Origin of the sequence: Trichocoleus sp. ST-U1 (assembly GCF_039961835.1) — a bacterium.
Classification (GTDB): Bacteria; Cyanobacteriota; Cyanobacteriia; order Cyanobacteriales; family FACHB-T130; genus FACHB-T130.
On sequence record NZ_JAMPJZ010000064.1, the window covers coordinates 1 to 20,947 of the forward strand.

Annotated in this window: 14 protein-coding genes; 9 read left to right on the forward strand and 5 right to left on the reverse strand. The window is 47.7% G+C overall.

All coding sequences use genetic code 11. From position 1 onward, the window contains the following. Positions 1-213: 213 nt before the first annotated feature. From NDA06_RS19635 to NDA06_RS19645, 3 genes are all read left to right on the forward strand, one after another. The gene (locus NDA06_RS19635; protein ID WP_348251819.1) at positions 214-2,463 is read left to right on the forward strand and encodes a DICT sensory domain-containing protein; all 2,250 of its coding nucleotides are present in this window, start codon (positions 214-216) and stop codon (positions 2,461-2,463) included. Positions 2,464-2,634: 171 nt separating this feature from the next. Beyond that, positions 2,635-3,060 carry a photosystem I reaction center subunit II PsaD gene (locus NDA06_RS19640; RefSeq protein ID WP_190425504.1) on the forward strand — a complete coding sequence of 142 codons (426 nt, stop codon included), beginning with the start codon at positions 2,635-2,637 and terminating at the stop codon, positions 3,058-3,060. A gap of 438 nt (positions 3,061-3,498) precedes the next feature. Continuing rightward, entirely contained in the window at positions 3,499-5,046 is a 1,548-nt protein-coding gene (locus NDA06_RS19645; protein WP_348251821.1) for an anthranilate synthase component I family protein, read from the forward strand. A gap of 137 nt (positions 5,047-5,183) precedes the next feature. On the opposite strand, the gene NDA06_RS19650 is transcribed toward NDA06_RS19645, so the two are convergent. Then, positions 5,184-6,266 carry a septal ring lytic transglycosylase RlpA family protein gene (locus NDA06_RS19650; RefSeq protein ID WP_242047409.1) on the reverse strand — a complete coding sequence of 361 codons (1,083 nt, stop codon included), beginning with the start codon at positions 6,264-6,266 and terminating at the stop codon, positions 5,184-5,186. 387 nt (positions 6,267-6,653) lie between these two features. Between NDA06_RS19650 and NDA06_RS19655 the strand changes: the two genes are divergently transcribed. Together NDA06_RS19655 and NDA06_RS19660 are read left to right on the forward strand one after the other, a co-directional pair. After that, positions 6,654-7,541 carry a PhzF family phenazine biosynthesis protein gene (locus NDA06_RS19655; protein WP_190985399.1) on the forward strand — a complete coding sequence of 296 codons (888 nt, stop codon included), beginning with the start codon at positions 6,654-6,656 and terminating at the stop codon, positions 7,539-7,541. A 234-nt stretch (positions 7,542-7,775) separates the two neighbouring features. Next, the gene (locus tag NDA06_RS19660; protein ID WP_190985400.1) at positions 7,776-8,135 is read left to right on the forward strand and encodes a DUF952 domain-containing protein; all 360 of its coding nucleotides are present in this window, start codon (positions 7,776-7,778) and stop codon (positions 8,133-8,135) included. Between the two features lie 241 nt (positions 8,136-8,376). Here the strand turns inward: NDA06_RS19660 and crtB are convergent, their stop codons facing one another. Beyond that, positions 8,377-9,306 carry a 15-cis-phytoene synthase CrtB gene (gene crtB, locus NDA06_RS19665; RefSeq protein ID WP_190410266.1) on the reverse strand — a complete coding sequence of 310 codons (930 nt, stop codon included), beginning with the start codon at positions 9,304-9,306 and terminating at the stop codon, positions 8,377-8,379. Between the two features lie 125 nt (positions 9,307-9,431). Beyond that, positions 9,432-10,865 carry a 15-cis-phytoene desaturase gene (gene pds / locus NDA06_RS19670; RefSeq protein WP_190985401.1) on the reverse strand — a complete coding sequence of 478 codons (1,434 nt, stop codon included), beginning with the start codon at positions 10,863-10,865 and terminating at the stop codon, positions 9,432-9,434. Positions 10,866-11,062: 197 nt separating this feature from the next. Between pds and NDA06_RS19675 the strand changes: the two genes are divergently transcribed. After that, positions 11,063-11,464, forward strand: a complete 402-nt coding sequence (locus NDA06_RS19675) for a hypothetical protein (protein WP_190678942.1) — start codon at positions 11,063-11,065, stop codon at positions 11,462-11,464. A 143-nt stretch (positions 11,465-11,607) separates the two neighbouring features. On the opposite strand, the gene NDA06_RS19680 is transcribed toward NDA06_RS19675, so the two are convergent. Next, entirely contained in the window at positions 11,608-13,032 is a 1,425-nt protein-coding gene (locus NDA06_RS19680) for a hypothetical protein (protein WP_190985402.1), read from the reverse strand. 105 nt (positions 13,033-13,137) lie between these two features. Here NDA06_RS19680 and dnaK point away from each other — a divergent pair, with 105 nt between their 5' ends. Together dnaK and NDA06_RS19690 are read left to right on the forward strand one after the other, a co-directional pair. Continuing rightward, entirely contained in the window at positions 13,138-15,285 is a 2,148-nt protein-coding gene (gene dnaK / locus NDA06_RS19685) for a molecular chaperone DnaK (protein ID WP_190524324.1), read from the forward strand. Between the two features lie 149 nt (positions 15,286-15,434). Further along, positions 15,435-16,433, forward strand: coding sequence for a J domain-containing protein (locus NDA06_RS19690; RefSeq protein ID WP_190415078.1), 999 nt, complete (start codon positions 15,435-15,437; stop codon positions 16,431-16,433). Positions 16,434-16,524: 91 nt separating this feature from the next. Here the strand turns inward: NDA06_RS19690 and NDA06_RS19695 are convergent, their stop codons facing one another. Further along, entirely contained in the window at positions 16,525-17,025 is a 501-nt protein-coding gene (locus tag NDA06_RS19695) for a hypothetical protein (RefSeq protein ID WP_190985403.1), read from the reverse strand. A 687-nt stretch (positions 17,026-17,712) separates the two neighbouring features. On the opposite strand from NDA06_RS19695, the gene NDA06_RS19700 reads away from it, so the two are divergent. Next, positions 17,713-20,526, forward strand: a complete 2,814-nt coding sequence (locus tag NDA06_RS19700) for a PAS domain S-box protein (RefSeq protein WP_190985404.1) — start codon at positions 17,713-17,715, stop codon at positions 20,524-20,526. Positions 20,527-20,947: the final 421 nt, after the last annotated feature.

A 20,947-nucleotide genomic window follows, 5' to 3' on the forward strand; every position in this document is an offset into this window, starting at 1 on the left:
CAATGCAATCATTGAGTTTCCCTCAACTCACGCCCATCAAATAACAAAACTCACACAAGTGTGATTTAGCTGCCCTTGAACGTGGAGTTAAGCAATTTTGTGAGAATTTACAATCGTTAAAACCGGATTACAAGGAAATATTCAAACCGTTAGTAGGGAACGCTCTTTTGTACGATAGGCATAGAACGGGTACGAAACTCGGCAAATTACTAAATGATCATCCCGACTTCTGTGCTGGCAGATTTGCTGCAAGTCCTGCCCCAGCTGCGACCTCAAATGTATTTCAAGTCTTCCTTAATCGCCTTATCTCATGCGATGGAAGACCAGGTTCTGGCATCTTTAGACCAGCATCTGGTGATTGCCAGTTTCCAGCGAGAGCGCTTCTATCGTCAGGAAGCTCACCGTTATCGACGGATTGCAGAACGGACAGAGCAGTTATATGTGCTGGCAGCCCCAGAAACCGACTTTAGCAACAGTTCGGAAGCTTATGAAACTGTTGCTTTTGAGCCGACCGATGGTTTAAGTCAAGAGTGGCACTTAGTGGTGATCGGGCAGAATTATGCTACCTGCTTGGTTTGTCGAGAACGAAACCTAACAGAGGATGGGCGATCGCGTCAGGGTGTAAGAGGAAAGACCGCAGCTAGAAAAGGAATCGCACCGGCCTTTTCCCCTAGCCGCCGCACTTCTGACCTTCCTCGAACCACCTCCCGATTGCGGATGTCATCGTTTGAAGGGATAGACCCCGCCCGCCGGTTTGAGGGAATCTGGACGTTCGATCGGCAAGTCAGTTTCATCGTTGCTGAATTATTACTCAATCGGATTTCGCAGTACCGTCCGGAATTGGCTCAAAAGCTCGCTCAAGCACGAAATATTTACGGCATTCCTTCGAGGGGAGAGTTTTTAGAAACTTCCTTTGGAAAAACCGATCGGGAAGCAGCGAATCGGCAGAATTTTTTAGTTCAAAACTCCGTACAGCCACAGGCGGCAAAGGAACCCTCCGCCCAAACTCCAGAGTCTCTAACCGACAATCCCGACCCCTTTGTTCAGTGCCTAGTCACTTACTTGCAAGCGGGGCAGTACAAGCTGCTCAAAGCTTATCGCTCAATTTCCGCCCAAGAACGCAAAGAACGCCTAGTCAACTCGATTACGGCTGCCATCCGGCGGGGTAGCCATACGGGACAGCCGTTACACCCGGATGAAATTCTATCCATTGCCGTACAGGAATTAGGACAGGCATTGTTTGCTTGCCGGTGTCTGATTTATCGTGCCGGGGAAACCGATACTTCTGCCACGATTAACCATGAATTTTTGAAAGTGACCGATAACGGGAATTCTCGACTTGCCTCTGCACTCGGTCAGAATTGGCCTTTACAGGAAAATCCTCTATTTCAGGAAGTTGTGCAGAACCGAGAGCGAGTTTATGTTGCCGATACTCATATCGACCCTCGCATTGTAGGAGTGTCGGCAGGAATATCGGTAGGAGTGTCGGAACTTCCTTCCAATCGCCCACTTCAAACTCTAGCTAGCCGCTTTGCTATTCAGTCTTGGCTGATGATGCCAGTGCTATATCAGGATCGACTACTGGGGATAGTAGAGCTGCATCATTGCGGTGCTACCCCCTACGAGTGGCAGGACGACGAACTAGAACTTGTAGAAGCCATTTCTATTCAAATCGCCGGGGCGTTGATTCAAGCCGAAGCCTACGCGAACCTGGAAGACCTCAACCAACAGCTAGAAGCTCTCGATCGCACTCGCAGCAACTTAGTCGCAATTACGGGTCACGAACTCCGCACCCCCCTCTCTACTATCCAAGTCTGCCTGGAAAGTCTAGCGAGCGAACCTGATATGCCCCCGGAGATGCGGCAAGTGATGCTCAGTACCGCTCTCACCGACGCCGAGCGGATGCGTAAACTGGTTCAAGATTTCCTCACCCTTTCTCGCCTAGAAAGTGGTCGGGTGCAATGGCATCCAGAACCCCTAGCGCTGCCAGAGTGCATCGATCTTGCCCTCAGCAGTATCCGCGCCCGCAATTCCGATGGTCAGCTACCAAAGATTATTACTAAAGTGTCTGATTCGCTGCCTTTAGTACGAGCGGATGGGGAGTGGCTGGTCGAGGTGCTTGCCAAACTGCTGGACAACGCTTGCAAATTTACAACGCCTCAAGGAAAAATTACGATACTCGCTGAGTGTAACGACAGCTCAATGCTTGAAGTTACGGTTGCCGATACAGGTCGTGGCATTGAACCCAACCGGCTGGAGGCTGTCTTCGATCGGTTCTATCAGGAAGAAGGCGCTCTGCGGCGAACTACTGGCGGTACTGGTCTGGGACTTGCGATTTGTCGCCAAGTTGTCACGGGTTGGGGCGGTGAAATTTGGGCTGAATCCGCCGGTAAAGACCAAGGTAGTCAGTTTCACTTTACCGTCCCTATCGCGGCAAGACAGTCAGCAGTCAGTAGTCTTTGATGAAATTAGTCAGCAATTAGTAGTCAGCAGTGCTTGACTAATGACCCATGACTAATGACTAAATGACTCATGACTAAATGGCTAATGACAAACTGTTACAGTTCTTGACAGACTCGCAAGACAGGCCTTGCCTCGGTGATAGGATGCCCTAAAACGTTGGGAGAAAAATCTATGCCAGAAACTCTTACTGGACAAACCCCCATATTTGGCGGCGGTACCGGCGGTTTGCTCACCAAAGCTGAACTAGAAGAAAAGTACGCCATCACTTGGACAAGCCCGAAACAGCAAGTATTTGAATTGCCCACTGGTGGCTCTGCCATCATGAACCAAGGTGATAACGTGCTATACCTAGCACGTAAAGAATACTGCATCATGTTAGGCGGTCAGGTACTCCGAGCCAAGTTCAAAATCAACAACTACAAGATTTACCGTGTCTTCCCGAACGGTGAAATGGAGTATCTGCATCCGAAGGATGGCGTCTTCCCAGAGAAAGTCAATCAAGGTCGTCCTTATGTGAATAAGGTAGAACGGAACATTGGCAGCAACCCGGAACCGCCAACGATTAAGTTTAGCGGTCGTGCGACTTACGACGTTTAGCACCTTTTTAATTATTTAGCATTAGTAGGGTGGGCATCCACCCTACTTTTTCGTTAAAGATGATGCGATAAATGGGCGAAGCAAGGGCAATTCTGTTGGGTTAACAAGTTTGAATTCAGATATCGCAATTCTCATTTGGGTGCGATACATCTGTAGGAGCATGACAATCCAAAAGCGCCTATCAAACATTAGAACCGCAAGATATTCCACCCAACTGAGAACTGCTATATTTGCTCCCCACGACTTATCCTCTAAAACTCCCTGATAAATTGGGGAAATTAGATAAAACAAAAATACGAGAGTCTAAAGGAGAAAGATGAAGGATGAACTAAAGCGTCTGGTTCTTCCCTTTTCCCATTTGCGCCCATTTCTGTTTTACCCTGGATGAATAATGGCGGCGCTAGGGCGAATCGCCTCGATCCAGAACGCAAGAAAATTATGATTTTTCCTGATTTTTCCCAATTTTCCGATCTGGCTAAACAGGGTAATTTTGTGCCGGTGTATCAGGAATGGGTGGCAGACCTAGATACACCCGTGTCTGCTTGGTACAAAGTCTGTGCTGGACAGCCTTATAGCTTTTTACTGGAATCCGTGGAAGGTGGGGAAAAAGTAGGTCGCTACAGTTTTGTCGGCTGCGATCCTTTGTGGGTGTTGGAGGCGAGAGGAAATAAAACGACGCAAACCCACCGTGACGGGAGGGCGATCGCGTTTGAAGGCGATCCGTTTCAGGCATTAGCTTACTGCCTAAAGCCGTTTCACCCGGTAACGTTGCCCCAATTGCCGCCCGGAATCGGCGGATTATTTGGCTTCTGGGGTTATGAACTAATTAACTGGATAGAGCCGCGCGTGCCGATTTATCCCGCCTCAGAGGACGATTTACCGGATGGATTGTGGATGCAGGTAGATAACCTGATTATTTTCGATCAGGTGAAGCGGAAGATTTGGGCGATCGCGTATGCAGATTTGCGCGACCCAGATGTGGATTTGGCTCAGGCATATCAACAAGCGTGCGATCGCGTTACTCAATTGGTGAGCAAACTCCAGCTACCCTTGTCGGGAAAAGATACTTTGTTGCAATGGACGCCCCCTGAAAATCGGGAGAAGCAACTCACCTACACCAGCAACACCGGACGCGAACAATTCTGCGCCAATGTCGAAAAGGCAAAAGATTATATTCGCGCTGGAGATATATTCCAAGTCGTCCTGTCTCAACAACTCTGTGCCGAATATAGCGGCGACCCTTTTGCCTTATATCGCTCTTTGCGCCTCATTAATCCCTCGCCTTATATGGCTTATTTCAACTTCGGCGATTGGCAGATTATTGGCTCTAGCCCGGAAGTGATGGTGAAGGCGGTGCTGAGTTCTTACGGAGGCGATGCGGCGCTAACAGAGGAGGGGATGAGCGCGACCGTGCGCCCGATTGCCGGAACGCGCCCGCGAGGGAAGACGCCAAAAGAAGATGACGCCTTTGCTGAGGACTTACTTCAAGACCCAAAGGAAATTGCCGAACACGTCATGCTGGTTGACTTAGGCCGCAATGATTTGGGGCGCGTCTGCACCAGCGGCACGGTAAGAGTCGATGAATTGATGCTAATCGAGCGTTACTCTCATGTGATGCACATCGTCAGCAACGTGCTAGGAGAACTCGCGCCCGATAAAACCGCCTGGGATTTACTCAAAGCCTGCTTCCCCGCCGGAACCGTCAGCGGTGCCCCCAAGATTCGGGCGATGGAGATTATTCACGAACTCGAACCCTGCCGTCGCGGCCCCTATTCGGGGGCTTATGGCTGGTATGACTTTGAGGGGCAATTAAATACAGCGATCGCGATTCGCACGATGGTTGTTCGTTCTCAAGCCAGTGGGAAACATCAGGTGTCAGTCCAAGCGGGTGCGGGTCTGGTTGCCGATTCTCGCCCCGAAACTGAGTACCAAGAAACCCTCAACAAAGCTAAGGGATTGCTAGAGGCTATCCGCTGCCTTGAATAGAGGCTAAGCCGTCAGAGGAAAGTAGAAACAAGGGTTAGGAACGTGGATTTATAAACCCTCAATTCTTTGCGTCGGGGTATGGCAGTGCCATGCCCCGACGGAAGGTGGATGAGTGTAAGCGATTTAATCCACGTTCCTTAGAGCGGTTTCATTACGACCGCTTCATAGGGAATCACGCCCACCTCTTCGCTCTTAACGCAACGAGCGGCTCCCCGCGACAAATCCAGCGTTCTCGGCGCAATGTAGGGGCCACGGTCAGTCACCCGTACGATGACAGCATCCCCATTTTTCAAGTTTGTCACTTTCAAAAAGGTATTAAAAGGCAGAGAGGGATGAGCCGCTGTCAGTGCATCCTGGTTATAGATTTCACCGTTTGCCGTTTGGCGTCCGTGAAAATAACCCCCATACCAAGAAGCTAAACCCTCTAGTTTGGTATCTGTCTGGGTTAATCCGTGCATTTGGGCTTGAGCTTCCACCAAGGTTAAAGGCGTTTCTCCCAAGGCGAGGCGGAGATTATTTACCCATTCGATTGCCAAGAGTTGGCGATCGCGATTGAAGTCGGTAGCGATCGCGTCGTCAATTACAAACAACTGGTTGTTGCCTAGCTTACCCCCCGGCTTCCCATCCACCAGCGTTGGTTTCAGTTGCGAAGCGTCTACATTGGAGTTTTGCAGGAGTTGCGCGATTCGCTTGGCAAATCGCTCAGCTTGGGGTTTTTCGGGGATTTGAGCCACCAAATGTCCCTTCACCCAGACTTGAAACTGCTCCGGTTCTCCGCCGGATGTGGTGACGCTCTTGGTTTTGCGCCCAGCCAATGACATCCAAAAACCTTGCCGTTTTCCAATTTTTTCCCCGATGTTTTCATTGATTAAGCGATCGCCCAATGCGCCTTTGTCGCGAATCTGAACGACTGCAACCGGCGAAGGCGTTGTATCGCGAGATTCAGCCCAAGCAGGCAATTTCAACAAATTCTGCATCACCTGCATGATTCTGTTTGGAAAACTCGGCTTTGACGCTCGACTGGCGGGAACTTCAACCCATGAAGCCGACTGAGATAGGATAGTTGGCGCTACTGGCGCTTCCTTTGTGGGTGCTGAGCCGGGGCGGCAAAGCACATTATCCACCGTCGCTAGCTTCCGCCTAGATTGTTCGGGCGTTTTGGCTTTGTTTGATGAAGATTGGTTCTGATTTCCTCCTAGCTGGAAATCCCAGGAAGGCAAGAACGCACTGAATTTTTGAGAATGTAAACCGCTTAAATAAGAGTAGGGTTTCCCCGCTCCTACAGAGTTAACAAACAGAGGTTTATCGCTATCTAGCGGATTATTGACAGATGAAAAAACCTTGGCTGGAAGTGTTATCGAGAGGTAATCAGGTATACTCGACAACGCCTGGTTAGAGAAAAAACAACTGACCCAAGAAGTTACCCAAAAAAGTCCGAAAAATGGCATTGGCAAAAAAATCTTTAATTACAATGCACTCTGGATTTGCAAACGTTCTCTAGTATACCAACCTCCTTATTTGGTATATCTTCCCTCTGGCTGAGTTGTGCATTTAGACGCGATCCCAGCCTCTTGCTAATAAACCATATAGCAGCGATTTTGACAAGTATGAAGCGACTTCACTTTTACATTGTTGATGTATTTGCCGTAGAAAAATATACGGGTAATCAACTAGCAGTTTTTACGGATGCCGGTGAGCTTTCTGATGTTCAAATGCAAAAAATTGCTAAAGAGACAAACTACTCGGAAACCACTTTTATAACCTCTCCAGAGGTTCGAGATGGAGGTTATGATGTGCGGATTTTTACGCCTGAGCAAGAGTTACCGTTTGCAGGGCATCCTACCTTAGGGACTGCTTATATTCTGCAACAAGAAATTATTAATCAGCCGGTTGAAAACTTAATTTTAAATCTAAAAGTCGGACAGATTCCTGTATCGCTGCATTACGGAGAGCAAGCAGTAGAATGGTTGTGGATGCAGCAAAAACCACCTATTTTTACCCAAACCTTCGAGGGAGAGGCACTCGCCCAAGTTTTGAATTTAGAACCCAGCGAGATAGATCCTCGATTCCCGATTCAAGAAGTTTCTACGGGAGTTCCCTTTATTATCGTTCCCTTGAAAACGCACCAATCCTTAAAGCGAATCAAGGTAAATAAGGATAAATATTTTGATTTAGTTAGTCATACTCAAGGCAAATGTATATTGGTTTTCTGTCCTGAAACTTATCATCCAGAGAATAACTTGAGCGTGCGAGTGTTTGCCGAGTATGCAGGAATTCCCGAAGATCCTGCTACAGGAAGTGCGAATGGTTGTTTAGCTGGTTATTTGGTTCAGCATTCCTATTTTGGAGCAGAGACAGTTGATGTCAGAGTTGAGCAAGGGTATGAAATTGGCAGACCTTCTTTGTTGTTGTTAAAGGCTCATAAAAAGGCTGATTTCATTGAAGTATCGGTGGGTGGTAAAGTAATTTTAGTTGCCAAAGGGGAATTCGTCTAATTGGTAAGATTTGCTTTGACTCAATCCGGTTTGGTCAAGCATAATTATAGATTGGGTTCGGGTTAGCCAAACCCATCAAATGCCTTTGCCTGCGTGGTTTCAGGCATCAAGGCGAGCTACACAGGGAAGGTTTTTAGTCTTAAGCCGACCGGATTTTGCCTCTATTTTTGCAAGTAAAGAAGACCCTATCTCTTACCAATTGAACTGTAAAATTAACAATTTTTGCGAAATTTTATGAGTATTATTTTGCACATCACGCAGCGCGAACAGTGGGAAGAAGCAAAATCAACTAAAAAATATTGTGGCGATACGCTGGAATCGGAGGGTTTTATCCACTGCTCAACGCCAGAGCAAGTTATTAATGTAGCGAATAGCTTTTTTCATTCCCAAAGGGGCTTAGTCCTCCTGTGCCTTGATTCGGAGGCAGTTGAGGCAGAAATCCGATACGAGGGATTCGACGAAGGAGAACGGTTTCCTCATATCTATGGACCTTTAAATATCAATGCTGTGGTGCAAGTGCTGGATTTTTCTCCGGGGGAAGATGGCTGCTTTGAATTGCCGCCAGAGATTGCTGGGAGTGCTAATAAGGCTTGAAGAACGAGAGCGATCGCATCCTCATCTAGCCGCATTCGTTGCCCATTAGAGGCAACCTGAGCCGCATTTCTGGTTGATTTGGGGCTATCAAAGGATCAAATAGGAGCAAGTCCGTTTATCGATTGCTCAATAAACGGACTTGAAATCGGGAATGGCTAATCCCAAAAAACATAGGGTTTACAGACGTGAGTTGATTTTCCTCTGGTTGTCGCTAGCGCCACAAGCCACCAGCTCCACAGAGTTATAGCACCTGCGCCCTCAACCAAGCCGCTGGCAAACTCAGCAGCTTCCGGGAAGTCGGGACGTAAGCTCTGGTGCTAAATACATCGTATTGATTGCGTTCAATCCGATCGAGAATTTGGCTATAGAGCATTAAAGCCGCCGCAACGGGCCAACGAGCATCGGGGCTAAGGGCACCAATTCCCTGTTCGGCTTCAACGTAGAATTTGCGCGCCCGTTGAATTTGGAAACGCATCAATTCGCGCCATCGCTCATCGACTACCCCATTCATCAGATCCTGTTCGGTGTAGTTAAATAACGCTAATTCTTCGAGTGGCAGGTAAATGCGACCCCGACGGGCGTCTTCTCCGACATCTCGCAGGATGTTAGTGAGTTGGTTAGCAATGCCAAGTGCGATCGCTTCCGAGGTCGGAATATAAATCTCTTGATTGCGTTTCCAGGGTGCTGTATACGGTTCCGTATCGACACCCATCACCGCAGTAGACATCAACCCCACCGTCCCGGCAACCCGATAGCAGTAAAGATTGAGTTCCTCAAAGGTCTTGTATCGGCTGCGGTAGAGATCCATTCGCTGACCCGCAATCATATCCCGAAATGGTTCAATATCCATCGGGAAGCGTTTCAGCGTATCTACCAAAGCCACATCCGGGTCGTCTAGGGGTTCGCCGGCAAAAACAGATTCTAGCTGTTTTTCCCATCGATCCAAAGTTTCAGGAGTCGTAATCGCAGCTGAGGCACCGTCTACCAGTTCATCGGTGCGACGACACCAAGCATAAATTGCCCAGATGGCACGGCGCTTGGCTGCTGGCATCAGCAGCGTACCCAGATAAAACGTCTTTGCGTACTTAGCCGTAATCTGGCGACAGAGTTGGTAAGCGTCCTCTATTGAAGCCAGCGTTCTCATGCGCGGGAAATTAGACAGTTGCAGCATTCAGTACAGGCACCAGAGATTGTCAGTTTTCCGTTGTCAATTGTCAATTGTCCTGAGTCTGTTGTTCTTTGGTAGCAGGTAATAGATAGTCAGATATTCGGGAGTAGACTCTTTCCCCCTAACCATTACCCACTAACGACTAACGCCTGATCGGTGACCGTTGACGATTGATCGGTGACTACTGACGACTGACTGCTCACAATTGCCTGCGCTGTCAGCTTACCAGAAAGTACGGCACCTTCCATACTCGCTAGGTAACGCTGCATGGTGTAATCACCCGTCAAATAGAAATTCGCAATCGGTGTTTCTTGGGAAGGACGATATTGCTGACGCCCTGGAGTTGCCTTGTAGACTGAACGAGGGGTTTTGACAACGTGATATTTCAGCAACTTGGCTGGGTTCTCACCCCCAAAATGATCGGGAAAAAGTTTTTCCAATTCTGCAACGGTGGAGTCTACAATTTCCCCATCCGATTTGCTAATCCAATCTTTTGCTGGTGCCAGCACCAATTCCAACATTGAGCGGTCGGGGTTCGCATATTCGCGACAGGTGTTGCTCATGTCCGCGTAGACACTAAGCAAGGGCGATCGCGAAAACAGCAGATGGTCAATTTGAGTTAATTTTCGGTCAAACCACAGATGCACGTTGATGACCGGGACACCCTCTAAGCCGTCTAGCTTTTGGAAATACTCCATCTGACGCCAAGGTTGAGGCAACATCACCTTCAGGGGGTCAACCGGCATTGCAGATACATAAGCATCCGCCGTAATAATTTCATCCGCAGCACCATTCAACCCGCGAATCAAGAATCCCCGCACCGTGCCATCGGCATTGAGCAAAAATTCCTTGATCGGCATATTCAACCGCACTTCCCCACCGCGCTCGGTGATGTAATCTACCATTGGCTGACACAACCGCTCGGTCGGGGAACCATCCAAAAATGCCATTTTTGAGCCATTTTTTTCCTGAAGGAAGCGATTGAGAGCGGTCAGCAATATCGTGGCAGAAATTTCATCTGGGTTAATGAAGTTCAGTGCTTTGGACATGGCAATGAAAACTTCTTTTTCTACCCGTGGGGGGATGTTTTGCTTTTTCATCCATTCCGACCACGAGTATTTATCCATCTCTTCAACGTATTTTTGCCCCTGAACCATCGCCGGAATTAAACCAATCCCGAAGCGAATTTTTTCAGGCCAAGTCAACATATCGTTGTTGCCCAAAATCGCTGTGACGCCATTAAATGGTGCCGGAATGTCCGGAAAGTCAAAGCGAGAATAAGTACCGGGGGCATCGGGCTGGTTGAAGATCATTGTGTGTTCTTTCCACTGCAATCGATCTTCAATACCGAGTTCCTTAAATAGCTGCAACATATTGGGATAAGCCCCAAAAAAGATGTGCAGTCCGGTTTCGTACCAGTCGCCGTCTTCGTCTTTCCATGCTGCCACCTTACCGCCTAGAACGTCCTGACGTTCTAGAACGATGGGAGTGTGACCGGCATCTGTCAAATATTTGGCGCAGGAAAGCCCTGCTAAACCCGCCCCAGCGATCGCAACTCGCATCTGATGGTCTACCCTTATAGCTGCTTGCGTGTTTGGTCGCTCTCATTATACGTTGCATTTCGTTACAGAAGATAGCGCTACCCCACTGCAAATCTCTGTAAAGTTGTCACCCTCTCCCGATCGATGAATATTAGCTGCGATCGCATCAGGGCAATAATGAGAAATTATCGTCCGAGCTGAACCCGCAGGAAAGACCGATGAGTCAAGACAATCCCGATGCACCTCAACCACTCAGCGAACGAGATAGGGCACTGGCAAAGGAGCTTGCAGCAGTACGCGCTCAAAGACAACGCCTGTATGAAAAGCTAAATGGTTCCCTAAAAGCGTTGTTTAGCCATTGTGAGTGGAGAATCACTCATCACGACACTGGAATGACAGAATTAGTTGTCATCTGCCCTAGCTTGGTCATTTATCAACGGCTATTAAAAAAAGTAATTTCCATCCAAACTCGGCTTGAAGATGCTGTTGAAATTAAACAGACTAGATTTATTCTCTGTTATCCTCCAAATCCTCAAGCTTTTTATGAGCATGAAGTGACAATACAACAAGATTTCAATCCTGATCCTTATTTAGATTTAGATGAGAACGAGGAGTTTTAGGAGATTAGGGAGAGAAAACTTAAACCCCAAGGGTGCAATCGTACCAAATCGTCGCAATGACAATAAGGAAAAAATAGATGCTAATTGTCCGCATTGCGAGCTTTGTTTAGCTCTAGCATTCAATGGTGCGGACAATATTTTATCTAGCGAGGCCAGGGAATTCTAGTATCGGCAGCAATTTGGCGACCGATGACAGCCGCACCATAGCGATTTAGATGGCTGGGGTCGGCAAAATAGCCATTTTGGTTTGTCCACTGTCTGGATAAGTCGAGAAAGATGAATCCTTTAGCACTAGATTGGCGAACCATATAAGATCTAAATTGTTGCTCAGCTCTAAGACGAGTTCGGTCTAAATAATCTCTACTTAAAGGCAGGTTGATGAAGAATACTGGAATCCGACGCTGCTTGGCAAATACCATTAAATTATTCAACGCCACCTCCTGCTTACCTCCGAGTTGGAAGGCACTGTAATCACTGTCATAAGCGCCTGCAACTCGCGGCTTTTGTCGATAGTAAATAGCAGGATTAAAGCGAATATTTACGGGAAGAAATCCATTGGCGTCGATTGCCGCTGCCGAGTAGTCGGGAGTCAATCCTCCTAGAGTATTTTGAGCCAGTATTGTCTCGCTGGACGGCTGAGAATTCAAAAGGGTGATATTAAACTGGCTTTCGTTCTGGGGAATTTCGTCTAGGTTGGTATCAGCAACTGAGTTGAGGTTTGGAGGTGGGGTCGCTGTTAAGAGTGTATCCGGGCGGTTAGAGGGTGTAATACCACTTAAGGGGCGATTGCCCGTTAATAAGCGCTTGTAGCCTGGAGAAGCCAAAATCAAGTTATAAGTCCGATCTATACGCCCACTGTTAAAGGCTCTCACTCCATCCGCCCACACAATGAGTTTCGGCAACTGCTCTTCGGTTAAAATTTTCCGCAACAACAAATCAATCACTTGGACAGTCGCACCATTCACCCCGAAGTTAAAGATTTTCAATCCCCCAAAACCTTTACCCGCTAAAGCTTGCTGCATCTGTTTGGGATCGACTCCCTGCAAAGAGCGGGAACTGCCTACAATTAAAATATCGGGTGGGCCAAGGGCAGCGATGTAGGACAGATAAAGAACTAGCTGATTATCAAGCAATTGGTTGTTAAAGGTAGGGTATTTTAACTGAAAGCTGGTTGCAGCGGCTCTTTGTTGGGCTACCTGCAAAAAAGCCATATACTCGATAATTTTCTTCTGGGCATAGACTCGTTGGGGACTGTCGGGTGGTATGGCTTGCAGGGATGCGATCGCGCTTAGCCATGTTTGGGCAACTTCATCCCAGTCCGCCGCCGATCTAGCCGTTTGAGCCAGGGTAGCAGCCCTGTTAGCGTAGTTAATTGCCTCCGACAAGGAATCGCTCTTAGTCGCTGCTGTTGTGGCAGCTAAGGGCTGAACCAGCAGGTTCCTATGGGTAATTTGGGGTACTAGCGTTGTCGAACAGCCAATCGCCAGCAAACATCCTGCCACGACGGCAGTAAAGCGGGACAAGAAGCGATGATTCGCAGCAAAAATAATAAAGAGTCGATATATCATTGAGTTTCTCTCTTGCCTGATACTGCTCATTCCTGACAGCAAGATAGAATAAATCCAGCAAATTGTTCTCAGTATATTAAGTTAGGTAAGGAGAACACGAATCGCATGGGCAAGGTAGTCGGCATTGACCTCGGAACAACCAACTCAGTCGTAGCTGTCATGGAAGGCGGCAAGCCCGTTGTCATTGCCAATGCGGAAGGCATGAGGACTACTCCCTCCGTGGTAGGCTTCAGCAAAGACGGGGAACGCCTAGTTGGACAAATGGCACGGCGGCAAGCCGTTCTAAACCCGCAGAATACGTTTTATGCGGTAAAACGGTACATCGGACGCAAGTATGCGGAACTCAGCCCCACCTCGAAGCAAGTTCCCTACACGATTCGGCGGGATGACGAGGGCAATATTAAAGTCAAATGCCCCAGACTGAAGCGGGAATTTGCTCCAGAAGAAATCTCGGCAATGGTGCTGCAAAAGTTGGCAGATGAGGCGAGTCGTTATCTGGGACAACCGGTGACGGGCGCGGTGATTACAGTTCCGGCTTATTTCAATGATTCCCAACGGCAAGCGACGCGAGATGCTGGGCGAATCGCCGGGTTGGATGTATTGCGGATTCTTAACGAGCCAACGGCTGCATCTTTGGCTTATGGTTTGGATCGCAAGGATACTCAGACGATTCTGGTGTTTGACTTGGGCGGCGGTACATTTGACGTTTCCATCCTGGAAGTGGGGGATGGAGTGTTTGAGGTAAAAGCCACCAGTGGCGACACCCAATTGGGCGGGAACGATTTTGACCGAAAAATTGTGGATTGGCTGGCAGAGCAGTTTCTGGAAAAAGAAGGGGTAGATCTCAGACGCGATCGCCAAGCCTTACAACGCCTCACGGAAGCCGCCGAAAAAGCCAAAATTGAGCTGTCTGGCGTTACAGTCACGGATATTAACTTACCTTTTCTCACTGCCACGGAAGAAGGTCCCGTACACTTAGAAACCAGGTTGACGAGGGCGCAATTTGAAGGATTGTGTGGGGATTTGGTGAGCCGATTGAAGGCACCCGTCAAACGCGCTTTAGTGGATTCTGGTCTTAACCCCTCCAAGATTGACGAAGTGGTGTTAGTGGGGGGTTCTACTCGCATTCCCTTGGTGAAACAGCTGGTTCGTAGCTTAATTGACAAGGAACCGAACGAGAACGTTAACCCAGATGAAGTCGTGGCAGTGGGTGCCGCAATTCAAGCGGGAATCCTCGCCGGTGAAGTCAAAGACGTGCTGTTGCTGGATGTTACGCCTTTGTCCCTAGGATTGGAAACGATAGGCGGCGTGATGAAGAAACTCATCCCCCGAAACACAACGATACCCGTGCGGCGTTCGGATATCTTCTCGACCGCTGAAAATAACCAAACTTTGGTGGAAGTTCACGTCCTGCAAGGGGAACGGGAAATGGCGGCTGATAACAAGTCGCTAGGGCGGTTTAAGCTCACTGGCATTCCCCCAGCACCGCGAGGAGTGCCCCAAGTTCAGGTATCTTTTGATATTGATGCCAACGGGATTTTGCAGGTGACGGCGTTAGACCGGACGACAGGGCGAGAGCAGAGCATCACCGTTCAAGGGGCTTCCACTTTAAGCGAATCGGAAGTTAACCGGATGATTCAGGAAGCCGAGCAATATGCCTCAACAGATCGGGAACGGCGCGAACGGGTGGAGAAGCGCAACCGCGCCGAAGCACTGGCTTTCAGTGCGGAACGGCAACTGAAAGAAGTGGCGCTGACCTATGGAATGCAGTTTGCTGCCGGTCAGCGGCGTCGCATTGAGAACATGGTGCAGGAACTGCGCCAGAGCATTGCCCGCGATGACGATCGGTCTGTGGATCGGGCACAAAGCGATCTCCAGGATGCTCTCTACGAGCTGAACCGAGAGGTGCGGATGGAATCAATGGAGGACGAGGACGACTTTTTCGGATCGATCCGTCGCACGTTTTCCGGTGAAGGCGATTCCTTGTTTGGCAACTCGACACAAGACCGCTATGAGAGTAGCCGCTATCAAGATCGTTATGAAAGTAACCGCTATCAAGATCGCTCGGAGGGTAGCCGCTATCAGGATCGCTCGGAGGGTAGCCGTTCGCGCGATCGCTATGACGATGACCGTCGCAATAGCGGCTCTACAGGCGGTCAGCGGTATAGTCGGGATAGTGACGCGGCTCCCCGCCGGACTTCGAGAATTGTTCAACCTGAGGATGATTGGGATGATGATGATGATTGGCTGTAAATTAGCTATAGCTGTTAGCGATTAGCTGTTAGCTATTGAAGCGGTCTGGCACAAATAGTAGAGGATTAGTCTGCTAAAACTGTGAATATCCAACGCTCAATCAGCTAATCGGTAACAGCTAATCGGTAACAGCTAATCGTTAATTAACTATGCAAAATTTTCGGGACTACTACCAGATGCTGGGCGTTGCTCGTGATGCCTCCGGCGACGAAATTAAGAAAGTTTATCGGCGGCTAGCTCGGCAGTATCACCCCGATCTAAATCCTGGCGACAAAACAGCAGAAGAAAAGTTCAAGGATATCGGTGAGGCTTACGAAGTTCTTTCCGATCCGGGTAAGCGATCGCAATACGATCAGTTCAGCCGTTTCTGGAACCGGAGCGGTTTCAAGGGCGCTAAAGGGACGAAGGGGACTAAAGCCTGGGGGACTCGCTCCAACGGTCGCAACGGCACGCAAGAATTAAAATATGACGATTACCCGGACTTTAACAGCTTTGTCGATACTCTGCTAGGACGTCGGGAAACCCGTGTAGCTACTCAGGCACCTAGTTCCAACAACCGAGTTGCCTCAGCCGATACCTTCCGTCCTGGTAACACGAAAACATCCTACACCGTGAATTCGCGCCCTAGTCGGCGCGATGTTGAAGCCAGACTGACGATGCCCCTCGAAAAAGCTTATCAGGGAGGACGAGAGCGGATTCGGCTGGAAGATGGGCGATCGCTGGAAGTGGATATGCCACCCGGAATGGTCAACGAGCAACGCATCCGGCTAAAGGGTCAGGGCATTGAAGGTGGTGACTTGTACCTCAAAATTACCGTATCGCCCCACGCTTTCTTTCAAGTAGAAGGCTCGGATATTTTCTGCCAATTGCCAGTCACTCCCAGCGAGGCAGTCTTGGGGGGAGCCGTGGAAGTTCCTACCTTGGATGGTTTGGTGAAAATGACGCTTCCTAGCGGTGTCGGGCACGGGAAGCGCCTGCGCCTTGCCGGAAAAGGCTACCCGACAGGTAGAGGCGATCGCGGCGATCAGTTAGTTGAAATTCAGGTTGTGGTTCCCAAAACGGTCACTTCCCAAGAACGGGAACTCTACGAAAAGCTGCGGCAAATCGAAACCTTTAAACCCCGTCTCGATTTGCCAGTTCAACGCTAAAAAATTAGCCCGCGCAGGCAGGGCTAATTTTTTGTCTAGCCGCAGACTTCAGTCTGACGGATTAGATGGGCTTTAATTGAAATACTGGCGTTTAAGCGCGATCGCGATAGCACAAACCCAACAGCGTACCGCTAGCAATCAACTTCAACGCTTCTAATGTCCAGTAGCCCCCGTGCATTTGATTCATCCCGGCAGGAATCTCAGCAACGGGTTCAAAAAGATTGAGCTGTAGCCCCAGCGCGCTCATTTGTGGGGTTAAAAAATATGTATCAATAATGGCAATTGTCAGCAAGAACAGGGATAAGAAAATTACTTTGCGCCCTCCCAGCTTAGAAACAGCCTGAGTGCGGTGAAGAACCAACAGCCCCGTTAACACTAAGGCTGCACATAATAATTCAATCCGATTAAAAATCCAGAAAATTGAATAACCTGCTGTTGCAAATCCAGGTTGAGTCATCATCCCGGTTGCAAACAAACTGGGCATAATTACCCAGTCCAAAAGCAAGCTTCCGCTAAGCCAGAAAGCCAACGTAAAGGTGACGGTTGTTTGCCATGCTGGTTGCTTTAATCCAGCGCTAGAAAAAGCGGTCATATAATTTCCTCAACTTTCTGTCTTCTTTCAGCTTATCGAATTGTTTTTAGAAACGATATGAAGTATCTTTTCGATTTTTGGCAGTTTTGCTGTTAGGAATTTACATTTAGTTAAATTCTCCAAATCATTAAGAATTTTAGTAAATTCCTAAGCTAGTTAATTGAGTCAGGAGGGCACCATCGGCTTGGTAAAGCGCGATCGCTTGCAAAGAAAACAGGTGCGAGTCGCTGCATCCCCGCCTACCAAGAAGGCGATCGCGCTCTAGACCCGTTTAAGATGTGTAAAACCCTGAAACGGAGATTTCCATCTAGACGTTTTTTGAGTCGAAATTAGGTCGCAGCCGAGTTTGATGACGCGGCTCTAAAAGTTTTTTGGACTCTATCTCGCAAAAAGGCTTAACATTTGCCTCATTCTGCCAATATTGTTCAACTTGTGCTTACGAATAAAATCAAGAGAAAACATCTGTCTAAAGAATGAACTTTATTAGGCAAATATACCTTTAAGACAAGGATGGAATCAGATTTACAAAATCTTTTCTCGATGCCCTTGCCCAAGTAAAATCCTCATCAAGAGAGCACTATAGGCTTTTCATCGCTATCCGAAAAATGTAATCAAGCTTCGCTTTCTAAGTCTGGAAGCTGCTACTGGTTATCGTTCACCCTCAACCTTAGTTCACCGAAACACGCCATGATGAAAGCGATTCTGCCTAAAAATGAAGCTGATTTAGTGTATGCACCCACTGAGGGCAGCTCAACGAAGCACTTGCATCGGAAATTCTTCTACAAGGTTGCGGGAGGTCTGGGAGTGGCAACTGTCCTACTGGTTAGCATTGGTGGGATTTCGTACCGGAGTATCACGCAACTTGTGCAAGCGAATAACTCAGTAGACGATACCTTTACCTTCATTAATCAGCTTGATGATGTATTTTCCGGAATCAAGGACGCAGAAACTGGGCAGCGTGGCTACATAATCACTGGAGACGAGGCTTATTTACAACCCTACTACACAGCAACAGCTAAGGTTAATCAACAAGTTGAGTTTCTCAAGGGATTAGCGGGAAATAACCTCAATCAACAGCAGAAGCTCGGCACTCTGGAATCTCTGACTGCAAGTAAATTTTCTGAATTGAAACGGTCAATCGAATTACGAAAAAACAAGGGATTTGAAGCCGCGCAGCAATTAGTTAAGACGAATGAAGGCAAGGTAGTGATGGATAACATCCGCCTGCTTGTCAATGATTTGGAAAATGACCAAAAGCATTTGTTGAAGGAGCGGTACCAACAAGCGAAAGACCAGGCTCGTGACTCTCTAATTACATTTTTAAGCGGTGTATTCCTAAATTTTATTATTGCTTTATGGGTTTACAGGCTTATTTATGGGGAGATGAGCGATCGCTATCGGACAGAAAATGAACTTCAGAAAGAACGCGACTATACATCATTTATTGTTCAGACTACACCAGCACTAGTCGTTGGGCTAAAGCTTGATGGGGTGATTACATTTGTCAATCCTGCTGTTGAGCAGGTGACAGGCTACTGCGCAGAAGAATTAATTGGACGCAACTGGTGGGAAATCTTTTATGCTGACGATGAATACAGAGGTATCGAGCAGTTATTATCCACCCTGAAGCACGGAGGCGTCCGCGACTATGAAACAGTTTTGACCATCCAGAATCGAGAAAAACGGATTATCAATTGGAATGTTCTGAAGCGGTTTGACGAGCGAGGCAAATTGGTTGATGTGATTCAATTTGGCAATGATATCACCGATCGCAAAGCAGCTGAGGACATTCGCAAAGGCGCAGAACTGCTGCAACTGATTTTGGATAATATTCCCCAATATATCTTCTGGAAGGATAGAAACTCTGTCTATTTAGGCTGTAATAAGGTTTCATGTCAAATCACTGGGATTAGCAATCCAGAAAACATTATTGGCAAGACGGATTATGACTTGTGGTCGCAAGAAATAGCAGAAAAATACCGCAAAGACGACCGTCGCGTGATGGCAACGGATACCCCGGAACTGCATATTATCGAACGCTTGATTCAGCCAAACAATGAAGAACTCTGGGTCGACATCAACAAAGTTCCCATTCACGATGCGATGGGGAAAGTAATTGGTATCCTCAGCACCATAGAAGACGTTACCGAACGCAAGCAGGCGGAGAAAGCCTTGCGGCAGAATATGGAGATGCTTGACTTAGCCAGTGACGCGATTATCATTCGGGATTTGAATGACAAGATTAGCTATTGGAATCAGGGCGCTGAACGGCTATATGGTTGGACAAAAGCAGAAACACTCGGTCAGTACATCCACACCTTCTTGGAAACTGTCTTTCCCCTACCAAAAGAGGAAGTTCTAGAGATATGCCTGCGTGAAGGGAATTGGGAAGGCGAATTGATTCACACCAAGCGTGATGGCACTCAAATCACGGTAGCTAGCCGATGGACGCTGCAATTAGATGAATTTGGTCAGGTGTCCGCCAGACTAGAAATTAACAATGATATTAGCGATCGCAAGCAAGCTCTTGATGCCTTGCGCCAGTCGGAAGCGAAGGAACGAGAAAAAGCCCAGCAGTTGCAGCAAACTTTGCACGAACTCAAAAAGACCCAATCTCAACTGATTCAGACTGAAAAAATGTCCAGTTTGGGTCAACTGGTCGCTGGAGTGGCGCATGAAATTAATAATCCCGTTAACTTTATCTACGGCAATCTCATCCACACCGAGCAATATACACAAGACTTGCTCAATCTAATGAAAGTCTACCAACGGTACTATCCCAATCCCGCGCCAGAGATTCAAGAAGAAGTTGAGGCTTTAGACATTGAGTTTGTTCTTGAAGACCTGCCCAAAATGGTCGCTTCAATGAAGTTAGGCGCTGACCGCATCCGCCAGATTGTCCTCTCTTTGCGAACCTTCTCCCGCCTGGATGAAGCAGAAATGAAGCCGGTTGATATTCACGAGGGTATTGATAGCACCCTCTTAATCTTGCAGAATCGGCTGAAAGCTAAACCAGATTCTCCAGGAATTACAGTTATTAAGAAATATGGCACGCTGCCAGAAGTAGAGTGTTATGCAGGACAACTGAATCAAGTATTTATGAATATCTTGAGCAATGCCATAGATGCTTTAGAAGGGTTGCCCTCTAATCGTCAAAAGCTCATGGATTCTGGAGAAACAAGTTCTAATAGCGAGTTCCCCATTCCTAATTCTCAATTACCGACCATCCAGATTTGCACTGAAGTTTTGAACGCGAACAAAATTGTTGTGCGAATTGCAGATAACGGCCCCGGTATCCGTGAGAATGTCAAGGCGCGACTTTTTGACCCATTTTTCACGACCAAGCCAATCGGTCAGGGCACCGGGCTAGGATTGGCAATCAGCTATCAGATTGTCACAGAAAAACATGGAGGGTCGATCAGTTGTGTATCAGCAGTGGGAGAGGGAACCGAGTTCGTTGTAGAGATTCCAGTAACACAAAGTCCAAGGCAAGGGAATTGAGACATTTTACGCGATTTCAAACGACAGAAGGGATTTCTAAGGCAATCCTTTTTGGTTAATGTTGTAATCCTGGGAGAACCTCTGAATCCCTTTGATCGCCAGACTTTGGAGTAATTTTCCCTGTTACTAAGTTAATCCCCCCCTTGAGGAGCATCTGTGGGTGGATAGATGAGCGATCGCTTAAAACTAGATTTTTGGGTTTAAGAAAGAAAATCTTAAAAACCCGTAAAAACACAGTGTTTATTTTCTCCAATCCTCCTGAGAATGAGAATTGAGTGAAAGCATGAATCTAAATTAGCAGACTCAAAATTTAAGTAGTAATCTCTCATATTACCACTTAACTTAAGATGTGAAAAATAACATTTCTTGAAGTGTTATTTTCATAATTTTGGAAAGCGGTATTATTCTCCAGATACGGTAA

Coding starts and splice junctions, on each gene's coding strand:
- NDA06_RS19635 (WP_348251819.1), top strand. CDS start 214: ATGATCATCCCGACTTCTGTGCTGGCAGATTTGCTGCAAGTCCTGCCC.
- NDA06_RS19640 (WP_190425504.1), top strand. CDS start 2,635: ATGCCAGAAACTCTTACTGGACAAACCCCCATATTTGGCGGCGGTACC.
- NDA06_RS19645 (WP_348251821.1), top strand. CDS start 3,499: ATGATTTTTCCTGATTTTTCCCAATTTTCCGATCTGGCTAAACAGGGT.
- NDA06_RS19655 (WP_190985399.1), top strand. CDS start 6,654: ATGAAGCGACTTCACTTTTACATTGTTGATGTATTTGCCGTAGAAAAA.
- NDA06_RS19660 (WP_190985400.1), top strand. CDS start 7,776: ATGAGTATTATTTTGCACATCACGCAGCGCGAACAGTGGGAAGAAGCA.
- crtB (WP_190410266.1), bottom strand. CDS start 9,306: ATGCTGCAACTGTCTAATTTCCCGCGCATGAGAACGCTGGCTTCAATA.
- pds (WP_190985401.1), bottom strand. CDS start 10,865: ATGCGAGTTGCGATCGCTGGGGCGGGTTTAGCAGGGCTTTCCTGCGCC.
- NDA06_RS19675 (WP_190678942.1), top strand. CDS start 11,063: ATGAGTCAAGACAATCCCGATGCACCTCAACCACTCAGCGAACGAGAT.
- NDA06_RS19680 (WP_190985402.1), bottom strand. CDS start 13,032: ATGATATATCGACTCTTTATTATTTTTGCTGCGAATCATCGCTTCTTG.
- dnaK (WP_190524324.1), top strand. CDS start 13,138: ATGGGCAAGGTAGTCGGCATTGACCTCGGAACAACCAACTCAGTCGTA.
- NDA06_RS19690 (WP_190415078.1), top strand. CDS start 15,435: ATGCAAAATTTTCGGGACTACTACCAGATGCTGGGCGTTGCTCGTGAT.
- NDA06_RS19695 (WP_190985403.1), bottom strand. CDS start 17,025: ATGACCGCTTTTTCTAGCGCTGGATTAAAGCAACCAGCATGGCAAACA.
- NDA06_RS19700 (WP_190985404.1), top strand. CDS start 17,713: ATGATGAAAGCGATTCTGCCTAAAAATGAAGCTGATTTAGTGTATGCA.